We start from the raw sequence: 19,159 nt of genomic DNA on the forward strand, positions 1-19,159 counted from the left end.
AAGGGACCGGTCATGACGACCTACTTCGTGACGGGTGCGACGGGCTTCATCGGAAAACGCCTGGTCGCGCGGCTGCTGAAGCGCCCCGAGACGTCCGCGGTGTACGCGCTGGTGCGGGAGACCTCCCGCGAGCGCCTGGCCACGTCGGCACGCGACTGGCCGGGCGCGGACAAGCTGCACCCGGTGCTCGGCGACCTCGCCGAACCCCGGCTCGGTGCCGACCCCGCCGATCTGCCCCACCTCGACCACGTCGTCCACCTCGGCGCGATCTACGACCTCACCGCCGGCGAGGACGCCAACCGGCGCGCCAACGTCGAAGGCACCCACCACCTGCTCGCCTTCGCCGCCGCGGCGCGGGCCGGGCTGGTGCACCACGTGTCGTCGATCGCCGTCGCCGGCGACCACGCCGGGCGGTTCACCGAGACCGACTTCGACCTCGGCCAGCGCTTCGGCTCGCCGTACCACGCGACGAAGTTCCAGGCCGAAAAGCTCGTCCGCGAGCAGTCGCTGCCCTTCCGCGTCTACCGGCCCTCGGCCGTCGTCGGCGACTCGCGCACCGGCGAGATGGACAAGGTCGACGGGCCCTACTACTTCCTCCCGGCGATTTCGCGGCTGGCCGCCCTGCCCCGGCGGCTCCCGCTGGCCGCCCCCGACCTGGGCGCGACGAACCTGGTGCCGGTCGACTACGTCGTCGAGGCGATGGACTTCCTGATGCACCGGGACGCTCCCTCGGGGACGACCTACCACCTCGCCGCCGCACACCCGCAGCCGCTCAACTCCGTCTACAACGCCTTCGCGCGCGCCGCGGGCGGGCCGGTGATCCGGGCCGTGCTGCCCGCCGGGCCCTCGGGCGCGCTGCGGCGCGCGGGCGGCCGCCTGGCGCACGCGGCCGCGGCCGGGCTCGACCGCGTCCCCGGGGGCCGGGGCGCCCGCGCGGCCGTCCTCGAAGAGCTCGGCGTCCCCCTGGCCGTGCTGCCGCACCTGACCATGGACGTCGTCTTCGACACCGCGCGCACCACGACAGCGCTGTTCGGCAGCGGCCTCGAGCTCCCCGAGCTGCGGGACTACGCGGCGCCGCTCTACCGGTATTGGCAGGCCCACCTCGACCCCGACCGCGCGCGCCGCACCCACGGCCTGGCCGGGCGGACGGTGCTGATCACCGGCGCGTCGTCCGGGATCGGCCGCGCGTCGGCGCTCGCCGTGGCCCGCAAGGGCGCGAAGGTGATCCTCGTGGCGCGCCGCGCTTCGGAGCTCGAAGAGGTGCGCGCGGAAATCCTCGCGGCGGGCGGCACCGCCGCGGCGTACCCGTGCGACCTCACCGACGGCGACGCCGTCGACGCGCTGGTCAAGGACGTGCTCGGCGACCACGGCGCGGTGGACGTGCTGGTGAACAACGCCGGCCGCTCGATCCGGCGCTCGGTCGCGCTGTCCACGCAGCGGTTCCACGACTTCGAGCGCACGATGGCGATCAACTACTTCGGCCCGGTCCGGCTGATCCTCGGCTTCCTGCCGTCGATGGCCGAGCGCCGGTTCGGCCACGTCGTCAACGTCACGACCCAGGGCCTGCAGACCGACACCCCGCGCTTTTCGGCCTACCTGGCGTCGAAGGCGGCCCTGGAGGAGTTCGGGCTGACGGCCGGACGCGAGACGCTCTCGGACGGCGTCACGTTCACGTCGGTGCGGATGCCGCTGGTCCGGACGCCGATGATCGCGCCGACCGGCTATCGCGGGATCCCGTCCAGCAGCCCGGAACGCGCCGCGGCGCTGGTGATGCGGGCGTGCGAGGAGCGGCCGGAGATCCTCAGCCTCCCCGAAGGCCGCGCCGCCGAACTGGCGACGCTCGCCGCGCCGAAGCTCGCCCGGTTCGCCGCGCACCTGGCCTACCGGGCGATGCCGGAGTCCGCACCCGAGACACGCGACCTCCCCCGCCGCTCCGCACCCGCGTCGCTCGCCGCGGCGGTGACCCGGCTCATCTGGCGCCGCCGTGCCTGACTCCCGCGAACCCTGACCTACCCGGCCATGCCCGAGTCCGCGCCCGAAACACGCGGCCGCTCGCCGCGGCGGTGACCCGGCTCATCTGGCACCGCCGCGCCTGACTCCCGCGAACCCAGGCCCACCCGGCCATGCCCGAGTCCCCACCCGAAACACGCGGCCGCTCGCCGCGACAGTGACCCGGCTCATCTGGCACCGCCGCGCCTGACTCCCGCGAACCCTGACCTACCTGGCCATGCCCGAGCCCGCACCCGAGACACGCGACCTCCCCCGGCGGTCCGCTCCGGCGTCGGTCGCCGCGGCGGTGACCCGGCTCATCTGGCGCCGCCGTGCTTGATTCCCGCGAATTCCGGCGAAACGGTGGCACGCGACCGACGGTACTTCTACCCTCGCGCGAGTCCCGTGCACCCGTACGGGCTTCAACTGGGGAGTTCGAAATGCCGGTATTCAGCGTAGACAGCTCAGGGCAACGCAGCGCCGCCACCGACAAGACGGCCGTGATCGGCACCGCGCGGCGCACCCTCGGGTGAGTCCGGCCGGGGCCGGGCGCGTGCCCGGCCCCGGTTCGGGGCCTTCGCGGGCGGTTTCCGCCGCGCCCGGTGCCGCGAATGACTCATTCGCGGCGCCGGAGGTCCCGAATGAGTCATTCGCGACCTTCCGGCGACCTTCCGGCGGGCATCCGGGTGCGGTCCGCCGGGTGCGGTGGACCGGCCGCTACCATCGCTTCCCGGGTGTGATCGGGAGCGGAAGGCGGGCGGGGCGTGGCCGTGGCGAGTCCTGCGCACATCGCCACGACGCCGGCGCCCGGCAGGCAGCGCCGGCCGCTGCTGCGCTGGAGCGTCCACGCCGGCTGGGTGCTGCTGCTCGCGCTGGCCACCGAACTCCGCGTCGGCCGCTTCGGTTTCCACCCCTCCGACCAGGGCTTCATCCTCGCCCAGGCGTGGCGCGTGCTGCACGGCGAAGTCCCGCACGCCGACATCATCTCCGCCCGCCCGCTGGGGTCCGCGGTGCTGCACGTCGCCGATTTCGCGCTGCCGATGCCGCTGTTCTTCGGGTCCAGCTTCCTGTCCATGATCGAGATCATCGTGGCCACGATCGCGTTCGCCACGCTGGTCACCAGGCGCCGGGTGCTCGACTGGGGCCCGGGGATGACCGCGCTGGTCGCGGCCGCGTCGCTGATCAACCTCAACGCCTTCCCGCTGATGGCCTGGCACACCGTGGACGGCATCGCGCTCACCGCGTGCGGCGCCTGGGCCCTCGACGCGGGACTGACCAGCGGCCGCGCGCTCGCCCGCCGCGGCGGGCTGGTGCTGCTCGGCTGCGCGGTGTTCGTCAAGCAGAGCTTCGCGCTGGCCGCCGTGATCGGCGTGGTGTGGCTGCTGCTGCACCCGGCCACGCGGGCGGGCGCGCTGCGCACGGCGAGCTGGTGGCGCCGGCTGGTCCTCGACCTTCTCGCGCTCGGCGCGCCCGGGCTGGCGTACGTGGCGTGGGTGAGCCTCGGCGGTGGCTTCGCGGAGATGGTCGAGCAGCTCACCGGCGGCGTGCCCGCCTACGGCGAGCGGCTGCTCGGGCTGTGGCTCGACGACCCGGAGGTGCTGACCAGGGCACCCGTGCGGGAGCTGACCTTCTTCGCCGCGATCGCCGTCGTGCTCCTGGCCGTCCGGCTGCCGGGTGACCGGCTGGGCGTGGCCGGGCGGATCGCGTCCTGGGTGCTGGTGCTGGCGGGCGCCACGGCGGTGGTCTGGACCGTCGTCGACGGCCGGTTCACCGGCTCCTCGCGCTGGGCGGACGTCCTGTGGTGGATCGTCGCGGTCAGCGTGCCGGTGAACGCGGCCGTGCGGCGGAAGGTGCCCTGGGCCGGCCTGCTCGTGCTCGCCACCGGGTTCATGACCAGCCTGTCCTGGGGCAACGACACCCCGACGCTGCTCACCGGCACCCTGGCCCTGACGGCGTTGCTGCTGCTGGCCCAGCTGGTCCCGCCGCGCCCGCGGCCGGGCTGGACCCGGGTGGTGACGGCGACGGCCGGGTGCATGGCGGTGGTGGCGTGCGGGTGGGTCGTCGTCGCCCGCCACGACCAGGCCGCGTACCTCGACCTCGGGCACGAACGGCTGACCGAAGACCTCGGCGCGGTCACCCCGGCCATGGCCGGCATCCGGACCAACCCCTCGACGTTCACCTTCGTCCGGCAGATCCGCGACTGCCTGGACCGCTTCCCGGCCGCGCGGACGGCGATCCTGCCGGACAGCCCGTTCGCCTACCCCGCGTTCGGCCTGCGCAACCCGTTCCCCCTCGAATGGCCGCTGCCGCTGGAGGTCGTCGGCACCGCGCCCGAGCGCATGCTCGCGAGGGCGGACGAGCTGAACCGCGAAGGCGGCTACCTGGTCCTGTTCGAGACGGACTCGATCCGGATGCTCGCGACGGGCGGCCCGGTGCCGGAGTCGATCCCGCCCGACACACCGGTGTTCGACTACCTCGGCCTGGAAAAGGCGATCCAGGCCCGGCTCACCGGCCGGGCCGTGACCTGCGGCAGCTTCGTCGGCAAGTACGCCCCCTAGGACTCCCGCACGGCTCCGGTGAACTCCCGGAACGCGTCGATCAGGACCCGCGGGACGTCGTCCTCCCCGACGCCGGCGAGGAGCTCGTCGAACCGCTTCCCTTCGGCGCCGACCTTGGCGCTGCGCGGGAACATGGCCTGCTCGTACTCCGCGAGCGCGGCTGCGGCGTCGCCGGGGCGGGCGGCCAGGGCGAGGGCGAGCTCGGCGCCGTCGAGCATGGCCAGGTTGGCGCCCTCGCCGTTGGCCGGCATGAGGTGGGCCGCGTCGCCGATCAGCGTCACCCCCGGCACGCGCGCCCAGCGGTGGCCGATCGGCAGGGTGTGGTGCGGCCGCAGGACGGGCGCGGTGTCGCCGTCGGTGATCAGCGCGGTGAGTTCGGGCGCCCAGCCGTCGAACTCCGCCGCGACCCGCGCGGCGGCCGCGGCGGAGTCGGTGAAGTCGATGGCGGCGAACCAGTCCAGCGGCCGGATGAGCGAGACGTAGGTGTGCAGCGTGTCGCCGCTCTCGCGGTGGGCGTGGATGCCCTTGTCCACCGAGGGCACCATCAGCGAACCGCCGCCGACCGCCTTCGCCGCGGCGGGGTGCCGGGTGTCGGCGTCGTACAGGTAGATCTCGACGAAGGATTCGCCGATGTACTCGGGCGTGGCGTCGGTCAGCAGCGGCCGGATCCGCGACCACGCGCCGTCCGCACCGACCAGCAGGCTCGTCACGGCGGTGCGGCCGCCGGCGAAGGTCACCTCGTGGCGGCCGTCGCCGAGGGCGCGGGCCCCGGTCACCTTGTGTCCCCAGTGGACGGTGCCGGGCGGCAGCGCGTCGAGCAGCATCCGCCGCAGGTCGGCGCGCTGCACCTCGGGGCGGCCGCCGGTGCCGTCGTCGGCCTGTTCGGCGAGCACGGTCCCGTGCCGGTCGAGGACCCGCATCGCCTGCCTGCCCTCCAGGATCAAGCCGCCGAACTCCGCCGTGAGCCCGGCCGCCTCGACGGCGAGCTGCCCGTTGTAGTCGTGGATGTCGAGCATCCCGCCCTGCATCCGGGCCATCGGGGAGGGCTCGGCTTCGTAGACCTCGGCCGGGATGCCGTGGACGTGCAGGACGCGGGCGAGGGTGAGGCCGCCGAGGCCGGCGCCGATGATCGTGACGTGCATGGGTGCTCCTTCGCGGTTGGCGTGACACCCCGAAGGCTGGCGAAGATCACTGGCGCGGGCCGCACACGGAGCTGGCACGCCGCTGGCAGGCGCTGTCAGTCGGCCAGCAGGTCGTCCGGGCCGGCGCTCGCCAGTTCCGCCAAGACGTCGAGTGCCGAGGCGAGCGTCGCCACCGGCGGGGCCGACACCGCGAGCCGGACCGCGTTCGGCGCGTGGCCCGGCAGGACGGCGAACGCCGCCGCCGGGGACAGGGCGATCCCCCGGCGGGCCGCCGCCGCGACGAACGTCTCCGCCCGCCAGCGGTCCGGCAGCTCCCACCAGCGGTGGTACGACGCCGGATCACCGCGCAGGCCCGGCAGCTTCTCCGCCACGACGGTCGCGCGCACGGCCGCGTCGCGGCGTTTCGCGGCCTCGATCTCCGCGAGGGTGCCGGTCACGATCCACTGCGTCGCCGCCTCGACGGCGAACCGGGACGCACCCCAGGCGCCCGAGCGCACCGACGACGCCAGCCGGGCCGTCCACGCCTGGGGCGGCACCAGGAACCCCGCCGTCAGGCCCGGCGCGACCCGCTTGGACAGGCTGTCGACGAACACCGTGCGCTCCGGCGCGTACGCGGCGAAGGGGCGTACCTCGTCGCGCAGGAACGTGTAGATGCCGTCCTCGATCACCGGCAGGTCGAGGCGGCCCACGACGTCGGCGAGTTCGGCGCGGCGCTGCGGCGGCATCGTCGTGCCGAGCGGGTTGTGCAGCGTCGGCTGGACGTAGAGCGCGCGGACCGGCCCGGCCGCGGCGAGCGCCGCCGGGATCAGGCCGGACTCGTCGGTCTCGATCGGCACGAGCTCCACACCGAGGCGCGACGCGAGGGCCTTCACCACCGGGTACGTCAGCGACTCGACGGCGAGCCGCTCCCCCACCGGCACGAACGCGGCGATCGAGGCCGCCAGGGCCTGCCTGCCGTTGCCGGTGAACAGGATCTCCGCCGGGTCCGGGCGCCAGTCGCCGCGCGCGAGGAGCCTCGCTGCCGCCTCGCGGGCCGGCGGCGTGCCCGCGGCGCCGATCGGGTGCAGGGCCGCGGTCAGGACGTCGGCGCGCAGCAACGGTTCCAGTGCGCGCGCCAGCCTCGCCGACTCCTCCGGCAGGACGGCGAAGTTGAGTTCGAGGTCGACGCGGGCGCCACCGGGCTCGGCGAGCGCGGGTTCGGGCGGTGGTTTCGCCGCGCGGACGAACGTGCCACGGCCGACCTCGCCGACGGCCAGGCCGCGCCGGACGAGCTCGCCGTAAACGCGGGCCGCCGTGGAGCCGGCGATGCCGCGTTGCCGCGCGAAGCGGCGCTGGGGCGGGAGCCGGTCGCCGGGCCGGAGGCGGCCGGCCTCGATGTCGGCGGCGATGGCGTCGGCGACGACGCGGTAGTCGTCCATGGTCACCTTCCCGCCCGGAAACTGTCGGCGAGCATGATCCCACCCGGGCTAGATTGACCGTGGAGGTGCCATGACCGACCAGATCTGGACCGAAGTCGACGACTACCTCGCCGGCGCGCTGCTCGCCCCCGACCCGGTGCTCGACGCCGCCTCGGCCGATGCCGACGCCGCCGGGCTGCCGCACATCGCCGTCGCGCCGAACCAGGGCAAGCTGCTCCACCTGCTGGCCCGGCTCGCCGGGGCGCGCACGATCCTGGAGATCGGCACGCTCGGCGGGTACAGCACCGTCTGGCTCGCCCGCGCGCTGCCGGCCGGCGGCAAGCTCGTGACCTGCGAGTACGAGCCGAAGCACGCCGAGGTCGCGCGGGCCAACCTGGCGCGGGCGGGCTTCGGCGAGGACGTCGTGGACATCCGCGTCGGCGCCGCGCTCGACACGCTGCCGACGCTGACCGGGCCGTTCGACTTCGTGTTCATCGACGCCGACAAGGTCAACCTCGCCAACTACGTGCGCGCCTCGCTGGCGCTGGCGCGGCCGGGCACGGCGATCGTCGTCGACAACGTCGTCCGGCAGGGCCGGGTGGCCGACGCGAGCAGCGACGACCCGAACGTCCGCGGCGCGCGCGAGATGTTCGACCTGCTGGCCACCGAGGACCGGATCGACGCGACGGCGGTCCAGACCGTCGGCGGCAAGGGGTACGACGGGTTCGTGCTCGCGCTGGTCCGCTGATTCACCGCGGCGGCCCCGCGGCCGCCGCGGTGAACGCGCGCCAGATGTCGGCCGGGACGACGTCGCCGGTCAGTTTCCGGCCGCTCGCGTCCTTGAGCCGCCGTTCGTCGTCGGAGCCGATCCAGACCGCCGTGGCCAGCTGCGGGGTGTAGCCGACGGCCCAGGCGTCCTGGTAATCGGGGCTGGTGCCGTGCTCGGCTTCGCCGGTGTACAGCGCCGGGCCGCCGTCGGCGCGCAGGGTCGCGGTGACCTCCGCGGCGACGTGGCGGCTGGTGTCGTCGTCGCCGAACGCCGGGCTCGAGGTGTCCTGGTGTTCCCAGACGACCGCGCCGCTTTCGTCGCGGACCTTCGCCACCAGGTGCGGGGTGCTGCGCCGGCCTTCGGCGGCGAAGGTGGCGTAGGCGCCGGCCACGTCCAGCGGCCGCAGCGGGTACCGGCCGATGGCGATGCCCGCCCCGATCAGGTAGCCGTCCTTCTCGCGCAGCGTCGGGACACCGTCGACGGCGTCCGGAACGCCGGCTTCCCGGGCGGCTTCGCTCACCGCCTCCGGGCCGAGTTTCTTGGCCAGCGCGACGACGGTGCCGTGGGCGTGCGTTTCCACCGCCCGGCGCGGGGTGCACTTCTTGCCGCAGACTTCCGGGTACTGGAAGTTCTCGCCGAGGAATTCGACCTTCGAAAACGCCGGGATCGGCTGGTCCGGGCCGAAGCCGTGGAGCATCGCCGCGGTGAAGGTGAACGGGTGGAACGCCGTGCCGAGCGCGTGCGGGCTGCCCGCGTAGTCGCGGACACCCTGGTCGCCGCCGTAGTAGGCGCGCACGGCCCCGTTCGCCGGGTCGATCGCGACGACGGCCCCGCGGAACTCCTTCGGCTCGCCGTCCAGCCGCTCCCGCAGGGCTTTCTTCGCCGCGTCCTGCCGGCTGCGGTCCAGCGTCGTCTCGACGGTCATGTTCCCCTGCTGGAGCCGGCCGAGCGGGAAGCCGTCGCGCTCCAGCTCGGCGAGGACCTGCTGCTTGACGTGGAACTCGTCGTAGGTGACGCGGCCGGCGCGGGTCTCCGACGGCGGCTGGATCTCGCCGCCGGGGTAGGCCATCGCTTCGTCGTCCTTGACGTACCCCCGGCTCACGAGCTTGTCGCGCACGTACTGCCAGCGGCGGGCGGCGTGGACGTCGCCCGAGGCGGCGGGGTCGTGGACCGACGGCGACTGGATCATCCCGGCGAGGAAGGCGGCTTCGCTCCAGGTGATCGAGCCGTCGAGCTTCTTGCCGAAGTAGGCGTTCATCGCCGCCGCGGGGCCGAACGTGCCGCGGCCGAAGGAGATGATGTTGACGTAGCTTTCGAAGATCTGTTCCTTGCCCTGTTCCTGGGTGATCTTCGTGGCCAGCACGAGCTCGGCGAACTTGCGCCCGAGCGTCGCGTCGTCGTCGCCGGTGGACTTCTTGATGTACTGCTGGGTGATCCCGGAGCCGCCGCCGACGCCGGTGAGGAACGCGCGGCCGATGCCGGTCGGGTCGAACCCCTGGTTGTCCCAGAAGGTCGGGTCCTCGGTGGCGATGATGGCGTCGCGCAGCTTCGCGGGCACCTGCGTGTAGGGGACGAAACTCCGGTCGCCGTCGGCCGGGATCACCTTGAGCAGCTCGGACCCGTCCGCGTACTTCAGGTCGACGGTCTTGCCGAGCCCGGCCAGGACGTCCTGGGGGCTGCGGACGTCGAGCACGAGGTAGGCGACCCAGAAGGCGATCAGCGGGCCGCCGACCAGGACACCGAACGTCCAGCCGGCGATCCGCCGGACTCGGCGCCACTTTCGGCCGGCCGGCTTCGCGGGGGTTGCGTCATCTTCTTCGTCCGTCGACAAGGTCACGAACGGATGACGGCCGGACGGGTGACAAAGTTCGGGGACAACCCGGCCAAGGTTGTTCGAATCCTGTGAAGCTCAGGAAAGGAAGGCGCGCAGCAGCGAGGCCGTGCCTTCGATGTGCTCCGCCATCGCCCGGCGCGCGGCGGGCGCGTCGCCGGCCAGGATCGCGTCCACGATCGCCTCGTGCTGGGCGTTCGAGTGCTCGAGGTTGGGCGGGAGCAGCGGAATCCGGTCGAGCAGCTGGTTGACGCGGGTCCGGGCGTCGGCCATCGCCGTGGTCAGCGAGCCGGACGCGGTCACCTCGGCGATGGCCAGGTGCAGCCGGGAGTCCTTGCGGCGGTAGTCGCCGAGGTCGGCGCCGGCGGCCTCGGCGAGGGTGCCGGTGAGGTGCTGCCGGTCGGCCGGGCTCAGCGACCGCGCGGCGGCCATCTCGGCGGCGCCGGTCTCGAGGACGTAGCGGAGGCTCAGCGCGTCTTCCAGCGAAACGGTGTCGACCGTCCCGCCGGGCTCGGGCGGGGCGGGCAGGGTGTCGTGCACGAACGTGCCGCCGTAACGGCCCCGCCGTGACTCCACGTAACCGGCGTCGGAGAGCGCCCGGATGGCCTCGCGCAACGTGACGCGGCTGACGCCGAGCCGTTCGGCGAGTTCGCGTTCGGACGGGAGCCGCTCCCCCGCGCCGACCACGCCCAGCCGGATCGCCTGCAGCAGCCGCTCGACGGTCTCCTCGAAAGCGTTGCCGGTGCGGACCGGCCGGAACAGCGCTTCGCCGGCGTTCACCACCGAGGTCGACTCCATCCCGCGAGTCTAGGCGCCGTGCCGAAGCGGCGGTCACACTGTGTTCTTGCCGGCTGTTCGCGCCGGTGTTCGCCGGGCGGAAAACCGGTGGATCCGGGCGGCCACGGTGAGCGACGATGGAGGGACCGACACCGAACATCGACGCAGGGGGCGATCCGGTGCACTTTCTGATGGCCGAGGACCTGGTCCACGAACGGGAGAACGAGTTGCGCCACGGCGTGCGCAACCGCCCACCCGGCCGTGCGACGCCGAGACGCCGCACGGGCACGAGGAGACAGCAGTTCGGCTGGACGCTCGTGGAGGTGGGGCTGAAGCTGGCGGTGGAGCCGGAGGACGGGCCGGAGTGAGGGCGCGCCGGCCGCCGCGAGCGGTCAGCACTCGATGACGTTCACCGCCAGGCCGCCGCGGGCCGTCTCCTTGTACTTCACGCTCATGTCCGCGCCCGTCTCGCGCATGGTCTTGATCGCCTTGTCCAGCGTCACCACGTGGCTGCCGTCGCCGCGCATGGCCATGCGGGCCGCGTGGATCGCCTTCGAGGCGCCCACCGCGTTGCGCTCGATGCACGGGATCTGGACCAGGCCGCCCACCGGGTCGCACGTCAGGCCGAGGTGGTGCTCCACGCCGATCTCGGCCGCGTTCTCCACCTGGGCCGGGCTGCCGCCCAGCACCTCCGTGAGGCCCGCCGCCGCCATCGCCGAGGCCGAACCGACTTCGCCCTGGCAGCCGACCTCGGCGCCGGAGATCGAGCCCGTTTGCTTGAGGATCGAGCCGATCGCGCCCGCGGTGAGCATGAACTTGACGATGCCGTCGTCGGTCGAGTGCCGGATGAAGCGCTGGTAGTAGTGCAGCACGGCCGGGATGATCCCGGCGGCGCCGTTGGTCGGCGCGGTGACCACGCGGCCGCCCGCGGCGTTCTCTTCGTTGACCGCGAGGGCGTACAAGCTGACCCAGTCCATCGCGTACAGCGGGTCGTCCAAGCCGTCCTCGGCCAGCAGCTTTTCGTGCAGCGCCTTCGCGCGGCGCGGCACCTTCAGGCCGCCCGGCAGGACGCCTTCGTGCGTGCAGCCGTTGCGGACGCACTCCGCCATGACCGCCCAGATCGCCAGCAGCCCGTCCCGGACTTCCTCGCGCGTGCGCCAGGAAAGTTCGTTCGCCAGCATGATCTCGCTGATCGGCAGGCCGGTCGACGCGCAGTGGCCGAGCAGGTCCGCGCCGGTGCGGAACGGGTACGGCACCGGTGTCGAGTCCTCGACGAACACCGCGTCCGTCTCGTACGACTCGTCGCGGACGAACCCGCCGCCGACCGAGTAGTAAGTCCGCTCGCGCAGCAGCTCACCGGCCGCGTCGAACGCGCGGAAGACCATGCCGTTCGGGTGCGCCGGCAACGACTTGCGCCGGTGCATCGTGAGGTCGGTGTCCTCGTCGAACGCGATCTCGTGCGTCCCGGCCAAAAGCAGCCGGCCGGACTCGCGGATCTCCGTGACGCGCACCGGCACGGTGTCGGTGTCGATCTCTTCGGGCCGCTCGCCCGAGAGCCCGAGCAGGACGGCTTTGTCACTGCCGTGGCCGAAGCCGGTCGCACCGAGCGAGCCGAACAGCTCGGCCTGGACGCGCGCGGTGCGGTCCAGGTCGGCGCCGAGTCCGTCCACAAAGGTCAGTGCCGCCCGCATCGGCCCGACGGTGTGGGAGCTCGACGGGCCGATGCCGATGGAAAACAGGTCGAAGACGCTGATCGCCATTGATCCGCCCCTTCCTATCGGGCCAGCAGGGAGCTGGCTTCTTGCGCGGCCGGGCCCTGGTCGGCGAGGTGCCGCAGGTTCTCCGGCAGCTCCTCCCCACGGTAGCCCTTGGTCTGCGCGTAGAGCCGTCCCGCGCGGTACGAGGAGCGCACCAGCGGCCCGGCCATGACACCGGCGAAGCCCATCGCCTCGGCGGCCTTCGAGTGCTCGACGAACTCCTCCGGCTTGACCCACCGGTCCACCGGGTGGTGCCGGGCCGAGGGACGCAGGTACTGCGTGATCGTCAGGATCTCGCAGCCCGCGTCGACCAGATCCCGCATCGCCGGCGCGACCTCGTCCGGCGTCTCACCCATCCCCAGAATCAGGTTCGACTTCGTCACCAAACCGGCCTCACGCGCCTTGGTGATGACCTCCAGGGAACGCGCGTACCGGAACCCCGGACGGATCCGCTTGAAAATCCGCGGCACCGTCTCCACGTTGTGCGCCAACACCTCCGGCCGCGACCCGAACACCTCAGCCAACTGCTCAGGGTCCGCGTTGAAATCCGGAATCAGCAGCTCCACGCCGGTACCCGGGTTGAGAGCGTGAATCTGCCGCACGGTCTCCGCGTACAGCCAAGCGCCGCCATCGTCAAGGTCATCACGGGCCACGCCGGTGACCGTCGAATACCGCAAACCCATGGCCTGAACGGACTCCGCGACCTTCCGCGGCTCAGTACGGTCCAGCTCAGCGGGCTTACCGGTGTCGATCTGGCAGAAGTCACACCGCCGGGTGCACTGATCCCCACCGATCAGGAACGTGGCCTCCCGGTCTTCCCAGCACTCGTAAATGTTGGGACAACCCGCCTCTTCACACACCGTGTGGAGACCCTCGCGGCGCACCAGACCCTTGAGTTCGGTGAACTCCGGCCCCATCCGCACCCGCGTCTTGATCCACGGCGGCTTCTTCTCGATCGGCGTCTCACTGTTGCGAACCTCGAGACGCAGCAGCTTCCGGCCCTCGGGCAGCGCGCTCATCGCGCGAGGTCCGCGTACAGCGGGTGCTTCTTCGCCAGCGTCTCGACGCGGTCGCGGAGCTTCGACCGCACGGCGTCGTCGAAGTCCGGCTTCAGCGCTTCCGCGATGACGTCGGCGACCTCGGTGAAGTCGTCCGCCTGGAAGCCGCGCGTGGCCAGCGCCGGCGTGCCGATCCGCAGGCCGGAGGTGATCATCGGCGGGCGCGGGTCGAACGGGACGGCGTTGCGGTTGACCGTGATGCCGACCTCGTGCAGCCGGTCCTCGGCCTGCTGACCGTCCAGCGCGGACCGGACCAGGTCGACCAGCACCAGGTGGACGTCGGTGCCGCCGGTCAGCACCCGCACCCCCGCGTCGGCGCAGTCGGCCTGCGAGAGGCGCTCCGCCAGGATCCGCGAGCCCTCCAGGGTGCGCTGCTGGCGCTCCTTGAACTCCTCGCTCGCGGCGATCTTCAGCGCGACGGCCTTGGCCGCGATGACGTGCTCCAGCGGCCCGCCCTGCTGGCCCGGGAACACCGCCGAGTTGATCTTCTTCGCCAGCTCCTCGCGGCAGAGGATGAGGCCGCCGCGCGGGCCGCCGAGGGTCTTGTGCGTGGTCGTGGTGACGATGTCGGCGTGCGGCACCGGCGACGGGTGCAGCCCGGCCGCGACCAGCCCGGCGAAGTGCGCCATGTCCACCATCAGGCGGGCACCGACGAGGTCGGCGATGCGGCGGAACTCGGCGAAGTCGAGCTGACGCGGGTACGCGGACCAGCCGGCGATGATCAGCTTCGGCTCGTGCTCGACGGCCAGGCGCTCGATCTCGGCGAGGTCGACGATCCCGGTCTCTTTGTCGACGTGGTAGGCGACGACGTTGTAGAGCTTGCCCGAGAAATTGATCTTCATCCCGTGCGTCAGGTGCCCGCCGTGCGCCAGGTCTAGGCCGAGGATCGTGTCGCCGGGCTTGAGCACGGCGAACATCGCGGCCGCGTTGGCCTGCGCGCCCGAGTGCGGCTGGACGTTGGCGTGCTCGGCGCCGAAGAGGGCCTTCGCGCGGTCGATGGCGAGCTGCTCCACGACGTCGACGTGCTCGCAGCCGCCGTAGTAGCGGCGGCCCGGGTAGCCCTCGGCGTACTTGTTGGTCAGCACCGAACCCTGCGCCTCGAGCACGCCCACCGGGGCGAAGTTCTCCGACGCGATCATTTCCAGGGTGGACTGCTGACGGGTCAGCTCGTCGGCGACCGCCGCGGCGACCTCGGGGTCGACGTCGGCGAGGTGAGCGTCGAAAGTCGTCATCAGTTCTCCTGGGTGAGCTGGGCGTACGCGGCGGCGTCGAGCAGGTCCGGCACGTCCCCGGTCAGACGCACCTTCAGGAGCCATCCTTCGGTGTACGGGTCGGAGTTGATGACCTCGGGGGTGTCCGATGTGGTGCCGTTCACCTCGACGACCTCGCCGGAGACCGGCGCGTACAGCTCGCTGACCGACTTGGTCGACTCGACCTCGCCGAACACCTCGCCCGCGGTGATGGCCGAGCCCGGGTCGGGCAGCTGGACGAACACGATGTCACCGAGCGATTCGGCGGCGAAGGCGGTGATGCCGACGGTGGCGACACCGTCCTCGACGGACAGCCACTCGTGTTCCTTGGTGTACTTCAGGTTCTCGGGGATGCTCACAGCTGGCAGTCCTTTACGCGCGGGAGTAGAAGGGCAGGGCGACGACCTCGACGGGCTCGATCCTGCCCCGGATGTCGACGGAGAGCTCGGTACCGGGCTCGGCGTACGCCCGATCGACGTACGCCATGGCGATCGGGTAACCCAGCGTCGGCGACAGCGCGCCGCTGGTGACCTCGCCGATCTCGGTGCCGTCGGCCAGCACCGCGTAACCGTGGCGAGGAGCGCGGCGACCGGCGCCCTTCAGCCCCACCCGCACACGCGGAACGTCCGCTTTGGACCGCTCCTCCAGGGCCGCGCGACCGACGAAGTCACCCGGCTTCTCGAACTTGACGACGCGGCCGAGCCCGGCCTCGAACGGGCTCTGCCCGGCGGTGAGTTCGTTGCCGTACAACGGCATCCCGGCTTCGAGCCGCAGCGTGTCGCGGCAGGCGAGCCCGGCCGGGACCAGGCCGTGGGGCTCGCCGGCCTCCAGCAGCAGCCGCCACAGCGCCGGTGCCTCGTCGGCGTCGACGAACAGCTCGAAGCCGTCCTCGCCGGTGTAGCCGGTGCGGGCCAGCAGGACGTCGTGGCCCTTCACCGACGCCGGGACGCTGGCGTAGTACTTCAGCGCGTCCAGGTCGGCGTCGGTCACGGCGCCCAGGATTTCGACGGCCTTCGGGCCCTGGACGGCGATCAGTGCGGTCGTCTCGGACCGGTCGTCCACGACCGCGTCGAAGCCGGCGACCCGCTCGGCCAGCGCGTCCGAGACGACCTGCGCGTTGCCCGCGTTCGCGACGACCAGGTAGTGCTCGTCGGCCAGCCGGTAGACGACCAGGTCGTCGAGCACGCCGCCCTCGGCGTTGCAGATCATCGTGTACCGCGCCCGGCCCGGCTTGACCCCGGTGAGGTTGCCGACCAGCGCGAAGTCCAGGACGTCGGCCGCCTGCTTGCCGGTGACGTGGATTTCGGCCATGTGCGACAGGTCGAACAGCCCGGCCGCCTCGCGGACGGCCTTGTGCTCGGCCAGCTCGCTGGCGTAGCGGACCGGCATGGACCAGCCGGCGAAGTCGGTGAACAGCGCACCGAGTCCCTTGTGGACTCCGTGCAGGGAGGTTTCTTTGGACACTTCAGCGCGTGACACTGGGGCTCAGCCTTCGTAAGCGTTGAGGGGCGGGCAGGAGCAGACGAGGTTACGGTCACCGCGGGCGCCGTCGATGCGACGCACCGGGGGCCAGTACTTGTTCTTCCGCGAAACACCCGCCGGGTACACGGCCAGCTCGCGGTCGTAGCGCTTGTCCCACGCCCCGACCAGCGTCTCGGCGGTGTGCGGGGCGCCCCGCAACGGCGACTCCTCGGCGCTCCACTTACCGTTCGCGACCTCGTCGATCTCGGCGCGGATGGCGATCATCGCGGCGATGAAGCGGTCGATCTCGCCCAGGTCCTCGGACTCGGTCGGCTCGACCATCAGGGTGCCCGCGACCGGGAACGACATCGTCGGCGCGTGGAAGCCGTAGTCGATGAGCCGCTTGGCGACGTCGTCGACCGTCACGCCGGTCTCCTTGGTGATCTGCCGCAGGTCGAGGATGCACTCGTGCGCGACCAGGCCGTCCTGGCCCGTGTAGAGCACCGGGTAGTGCGGCGCGAGCCGCGAAGCGACGTAGTTCGCGGCCAGCACAGCGACCTTCGTGGCCGCGGTCAGGCCGGGCGCGCCCATCATCCGGACGTAGGCCCAGGAGATCGGCAGGATCGACGCCGAGCCGTAGGGCGCGCCGCTGATCGGGCCGACGCCGGTTTCCGGGCCGGCGGCGTCGAGCAGCGGGTGGTTCGGCAGGTAGGGCGCGAGGTGCGCGCGCACCGCGACCGGGCCGACGCCGGGGCCACCGCCGCCGTGCGGGATGCAGAAGGTCTTGTGCAGGTTCAGGTGCGAGACGTCGCCGCCGAACTCGCCCGGCTTGGCCAGGCCGAGCAGGGCGTTGAGGTTCGCGCCGTCGACGTACACCTGGCCGCCGCCGTCGTGGACGATCTTGGCCAGCTCGTCGATGTCGTGCTCGTACACGCCGTGCGTGGACGGGTAGGTGACCATGATCGCGGCGAGGGTGTCGCGGTGGGCGTCGACCTTGGCCCGCAGGTCGGCGAGGTCGACGTTGCCCTCGTCGGTGCACTTCACGACGACCACGCGCATCCCGGCGAGCACCGCGGACGCGGCGTTGGTGCCGTGCGCGGACGACGGGATCAGGCAGACGTCGCGAGCGTCGTCACCGTTCGCGCGGTGGTAGGCGCGGATCGCGAGGAGGCCGGCGAGCTCGCCCTGGCTGCCCGCGTTCGGCTGCAGCGACACCTGGTCGTAGCCGGTGACCTCGGCCAGCCACTCGGCCAGCTGGGCGACCAGCGTGTGGTACCCCTCGGCGTCCTCGGCCGGGGCGAACGGGTGGATGCCCGCGAACTCCCGCCAGCTGATCGGCTCCATCTCGGTGGTGGAGTTGAGCTTCATCGTGCAGGAGCCGAGCGGGATCATGCCGCGGTCGAGCGCGTAGTCCTGGTCGGCCAGGCGACGCAGGTAGCGCAGCATCGCCGTCTCCGAGCGGTGGGTGCCGAAGACCTCGTGCCCCATGAAGCCGCTCTCGCGGGCCAGGCCGCTGGGCAGCGCGACACCGTCTCGGACGTCCTCGTCGACCCCGAACGCGCGCAGGACCTTCGCGGTGATCGCGGGGGTGCTGACCTCGTCGAAGGCGACCCGGACGTGGTCGGCGTCGACGTGCCCGAGGTTGATCCCGGCTTCGCGGGCGGCCGCGTGGACCTCGGCGGCCTGGCCCGGGACGTGCGCGACGACGGTGTCGAAAAAGGACTCGTGCACGATCTCGACGCCGGTCTTGCGGAGAGCGTCGGCGAAGCCCGCGGCGAGGCCGTGGACGCGCTGGGCGATCTTCCTCAGGCCGTCCGGGCCGTGGTAGACCGCGTACATCGCGGCCAGCACGGCCGGGAGGACCTGCGCGGTGCAGATGTTGGACGTCGCCTTCTCGCGGCGGATGTGCTGCTCACGCGTCTGCAGCGCGAGCCGGTAGGCGGAGTTGCCGTCGGCGTCGACCGAGACGCCGACCAGGCGCCCGGGCAGCGACCGCTCGAGGCCGGCGCGGACCGACATGTACCCGGCGTGCGGGCCGCCGTAGCCGAGCGGGACACCGAAGCGCTGGGTCGACCCGGCGGCGACGTCGGCGCCGAACTCGCCGGGCGCGGTGATCAGGGTGAGCGCGAGGAGGTCGGCGGCGACGGTGAACAGAGCGCCCGCGGCCTTCGCCGACTCGGAAATCGCGTGGTAGAAGCCGCGGCCGCGCAGCACGCCGGACGCGCCGGGGTACTGGACGACGACGCCGAAGAACTCTTCCGGCAGGCCGGTCAGCAGGTCCCGGACCTCGACCTCGATGCCGAGGGCCTCGACCCGGGTGCGCACGACGGCGATGGTCTGCGGCAGGCACTCGGCGTCGAGGACGACCTTGTTCGACTTGGCCTTCGACGCGCGGCGCATCAGCGTGACGGCTTCGGCGACGGCGGTCGACTCGTCCAGCAGCGAGGCGTTCGCGGTGGCCAGGCCGGTCAGGTCGGCGACCATGGTCTGGAAGTTGAGGAGGGCCTCGAGCCGGCCCTGGGAGATTTCCGGCTGGTAGGGCGTGTACGCGGTGTACCAGGCCGGGTTCTCGAGGACGTTGCGGCGGATCACGCCGGGGGTGACGGTGTCGGAGTAGCCCAGGCCGATCATCTGCGTCATCGGCCGGTTGCGGGCGGCGAGGGCGCGCAGCTCCGCGGTGGCTTCCTCTTCGGACGCGGCGGGCGGGAGCCGCAGGTCACGGGTGGCGCGGATGGCGCTCGGGACAGCGGCCCCGACGAGGGCGTCCAGGCTGCCGTAGCCGCACTCGGCCAGCATCTTCGCGCGTTCGGCCTCGGACGGGCCGATGTGGCGGGCGTCGAACTGCGTAGACGTGATGGGGAGCTCCTCGGGCCGGGCACCGGGCAGAACGGTGCGCTGGGAACTCCCCCTCTGTCATGGCACCTGAGAGTTTCACCGTGCGGGACACGGCTTTCACCTTGGGTGAGGCGCGGGTGCGCCTGCTTTCCAGAGTGGCCTCGCACGAAGCGGTAGCAGGTACCTGAGAGATTCCGGGGAGTTTGCTCCTTCGGTGCCCCACCGACTTCGTGAGGGCTCTCCCGCCTCGGCTCGACGGCCCGATCTGCAGTTGTGGCGGCTACGGTACCCGGCGCTTCCCACGGGCGTCTACTTCACCCGGGCAACACCACAGT

General features: G+C 72.3%; 14 protein-coding genes and 1 riboswitch. Of the genes, 4 read left to right on the plus strand and 10 right to left on the minus strand.

The window, feature by feature from the left end; all coding sequences use genetic code 11:
* Positions 1-12 precede the first annotated feature (12 nt).
* The gene (locus AB0M30_RS16260) at positions 13-1,992 is read left to right on the plus strand and encodes an SDR family oxidoreductase (RefSeq protein WP_364584751.1); all 1,980 of its coding nucleotides are present in this window, start codon (positions 13-15) and stop codon (positions 1,990-1,992) included.
* A gap of 761 nt (positions 1,993-2,753) precedes the next feature.
* Positions 2,754-4,547, plus strand: a complete 1,794-nt coding sequence (locus tag AB0M30_RS16265; protein ID WP_364584752.1) for a hypothetical protein — start codon at positions 2,754-2,756, stop codon at positions 4,545-4,547.
* Here AB0M30_RS16265 and AB0M30_RS16270 read toward each other — a convergent pair.
* Together AB0M30_RS16270 and AB0M30_RS16275 are read right to left on the minus strand one after the other, a co-directional pair.
* Positions 4,544-5,689: an FAD-dependent monooxygenase gene (locus AB0M30_RS16270; protein ID WP_364584754.1), complete on the minus strand. Its 1,146-nt coding sequence runs from the start codon at positions 5,687-5,689 to the stop codon at positions 4,544-4,546. The genes AB0M30_RS16265 and AB0M30_RS16270 overlap by 4 nt on opposite strands.
* Before the next feature lie 95 nt (positions 5,690-5,784).
* The gene (locus AB0M30_RS16275) at positions 5,785-7,107 is read right to left on the minus strand and encodes a PLP-dependent aminotransferase family protein (RefSeq protein ID WP_364584755.1); all 1,323 of its coding nucleotides are present in this window, start codon (positions 7,105-7,107) and stop codon (positions 5,785-5,787) included.
* A gap of 70 nt (positions 7,108-7,177) precedes the next feature.
* On the opposite strand from AB0M30_RS16275, the gene AB0M30_RS16280 reads away from it, so the two are divergent.
* Positions 7,178-7,834, plus strand: coding sequence for an O-methyltransferase (locus AB0M30_RS16280; protein WP_103337405.1), 657 nt, complete (start codon positions 7,178-7,180; stop codon positions 7,832-7,834).
* A gap of 1 nt (position 7,835) precedes the next feature.
* On the opposite strand, the gene AB0M30_RS16285 is transcribed toward AB0M30_RS16280, so the two are convergent.
* Together AB0M30_RS16285 and AB0M30_RS16290 are read right to left on the minus strand one after the other, a co-directional pair.
* The gene (locus tag AB0M30_RS16285; RefSeq protein WP_364584757.1) at positions 7,836-9,692 is read right to left on the minus strand and encodes a transglycosylase domain-containing protein; all 1,857 of its coding nucleotides are present in this window, start codon (positions 9,690-9,692) and stop codon (positions 7,836-7,838) included.
* A 72-nt stretch (positions 9,693-9,764) separates the two neighbouring features.
* Entirely contained in the window at positions 9,765-10,484 is a 720-nt protein-coding gene (locus AB0M30_RS16290; protein ID WP_364584759.1) for an FCD domain-containing protein, read from the minus strand.
* 116 nt (positions 10,485-10,600) lie between these two features.
* Between AB0M30_RS16290 and AB0M30_RS16295 the strand changes: the two genes are divergently transcribed.
* Positions 10,601-10,831 (plus strand): hypothetical protein, encoded by a 231-nt coding sequence (locus AB0M30_RS16295; RefSeq protein ID WP_364584761.1) that lies wholly within the window; start codon positions 10,601-10,603, stop codon positions 10,829-10,831.
* A 24-nt stretch (positions 10,832-10,855) separates the two neighbouring features.
* Here the strand turns inward: AB0M30_RS16295 and AB0M30_RS16300 are convergent, their stop codons facing one another.
* The 6 genes from AB0M30_RS16300 to gcvP are packed head-to-tail and all read right to left on the minus strand — an operon-like array spanning position 10,856 to position 18,845.
* Positions 10,856-12,223: an L-serine ammonia-lyase gene (locus AB0M30_RS16300; RefSeq protein ID WP_360169132.1), complete on the minus strand. Its 1,368-nt coding sequence runs from the start codon at positions 12,221-12,223 to the stop codon at positions 10,856-10,858.
* A 14-nt stretch (positions 12,224-12,237) separates the two neighbouring features.
* Positions 12,238-13,239, minus strand: coding sequence for a lipoyl synthase (lipA, locus tag AB0M30_RS16305; RefSeq protein ID WP_364584764.1), 1,002 nt, complete (start codon positions 13,237-13,239; stop codon positions 12,238-12,240).
* The gene (glyA, locus tag AB0M30_RS16310) at positions 13,236-14,510 is read right to left on the minus strand and encodes a serine hydroxymethyltransferase (RefSeq protein ID WP_364584766.1); all 1,275 of its coding nucleotides are present in this window, start codon (positions 14,508-14,510) and stop codon (positions 13,236-13,238) included. The genes lipA and glyA overlap by 4 nt, the downstream gene beginning before the upstream one ends.
* Positions 14,510-14,887 carry a glycine cleavage system protein GcvH gene (gcvH, locus tag AB0M30_RS16315; RefSeq protein ID WP_103343557.1) on the minus strand — a complete coding sequence of 126 codons (378 nt, stop codon included), beginning with the start codon at positions 14,885-14,887 and terminating at the stop codon, positions 14,510-14,512. The genes glyA and gcvH overlap by 1 nt, the downstream gene beginning before the upstream one ends.
* A 13-nt stretch (positions 14,888-14,900) precedes the next feature.
* Complete coding sequence (gene gcvT / locus AB0M30_RS16320; RefSeq protein WP_364584768.1) at positions 14,901-15,992, minus strand: glycine cleavage system aminomethyltransferase GcvT; 1,092 nt, start codon at positions 15,990-15,992, stop codon at positions 14,901-14,903.
* A 21-nt stretch (positions 15,993-16,013) separates the two neighbouring features.
* Positions 16,014-18,845, minus strand: a complete 2,832-nt coding sequence (gene gcvP / locus AB0M30_RS16325; protein ID WP_364584907.1) for an aminomethyl-transferring glycine dehydrogenase — start codon at positions 18,843-18,845, stop codon at positions 16,014-16,016.
* Between the two features lie 44 nt (positions 18,846-18,889).
* A riboswitch (glycine riboswitch) is annotated at positions 18,890-18,988 on the minus strand.
* Positions 18,989-19,159: the final 171 nt, after the last annotated feature.

The organism is Amycolatopsis sp. NPDC051716 (genome assembly GCF_040681595.1).
Classification (GTDB): domain Bacteria; phylum Actinomycetota; class Actinomycetes; order Mycobacteriales; family Pseudonocardiaceae; genus Amycolatopsis.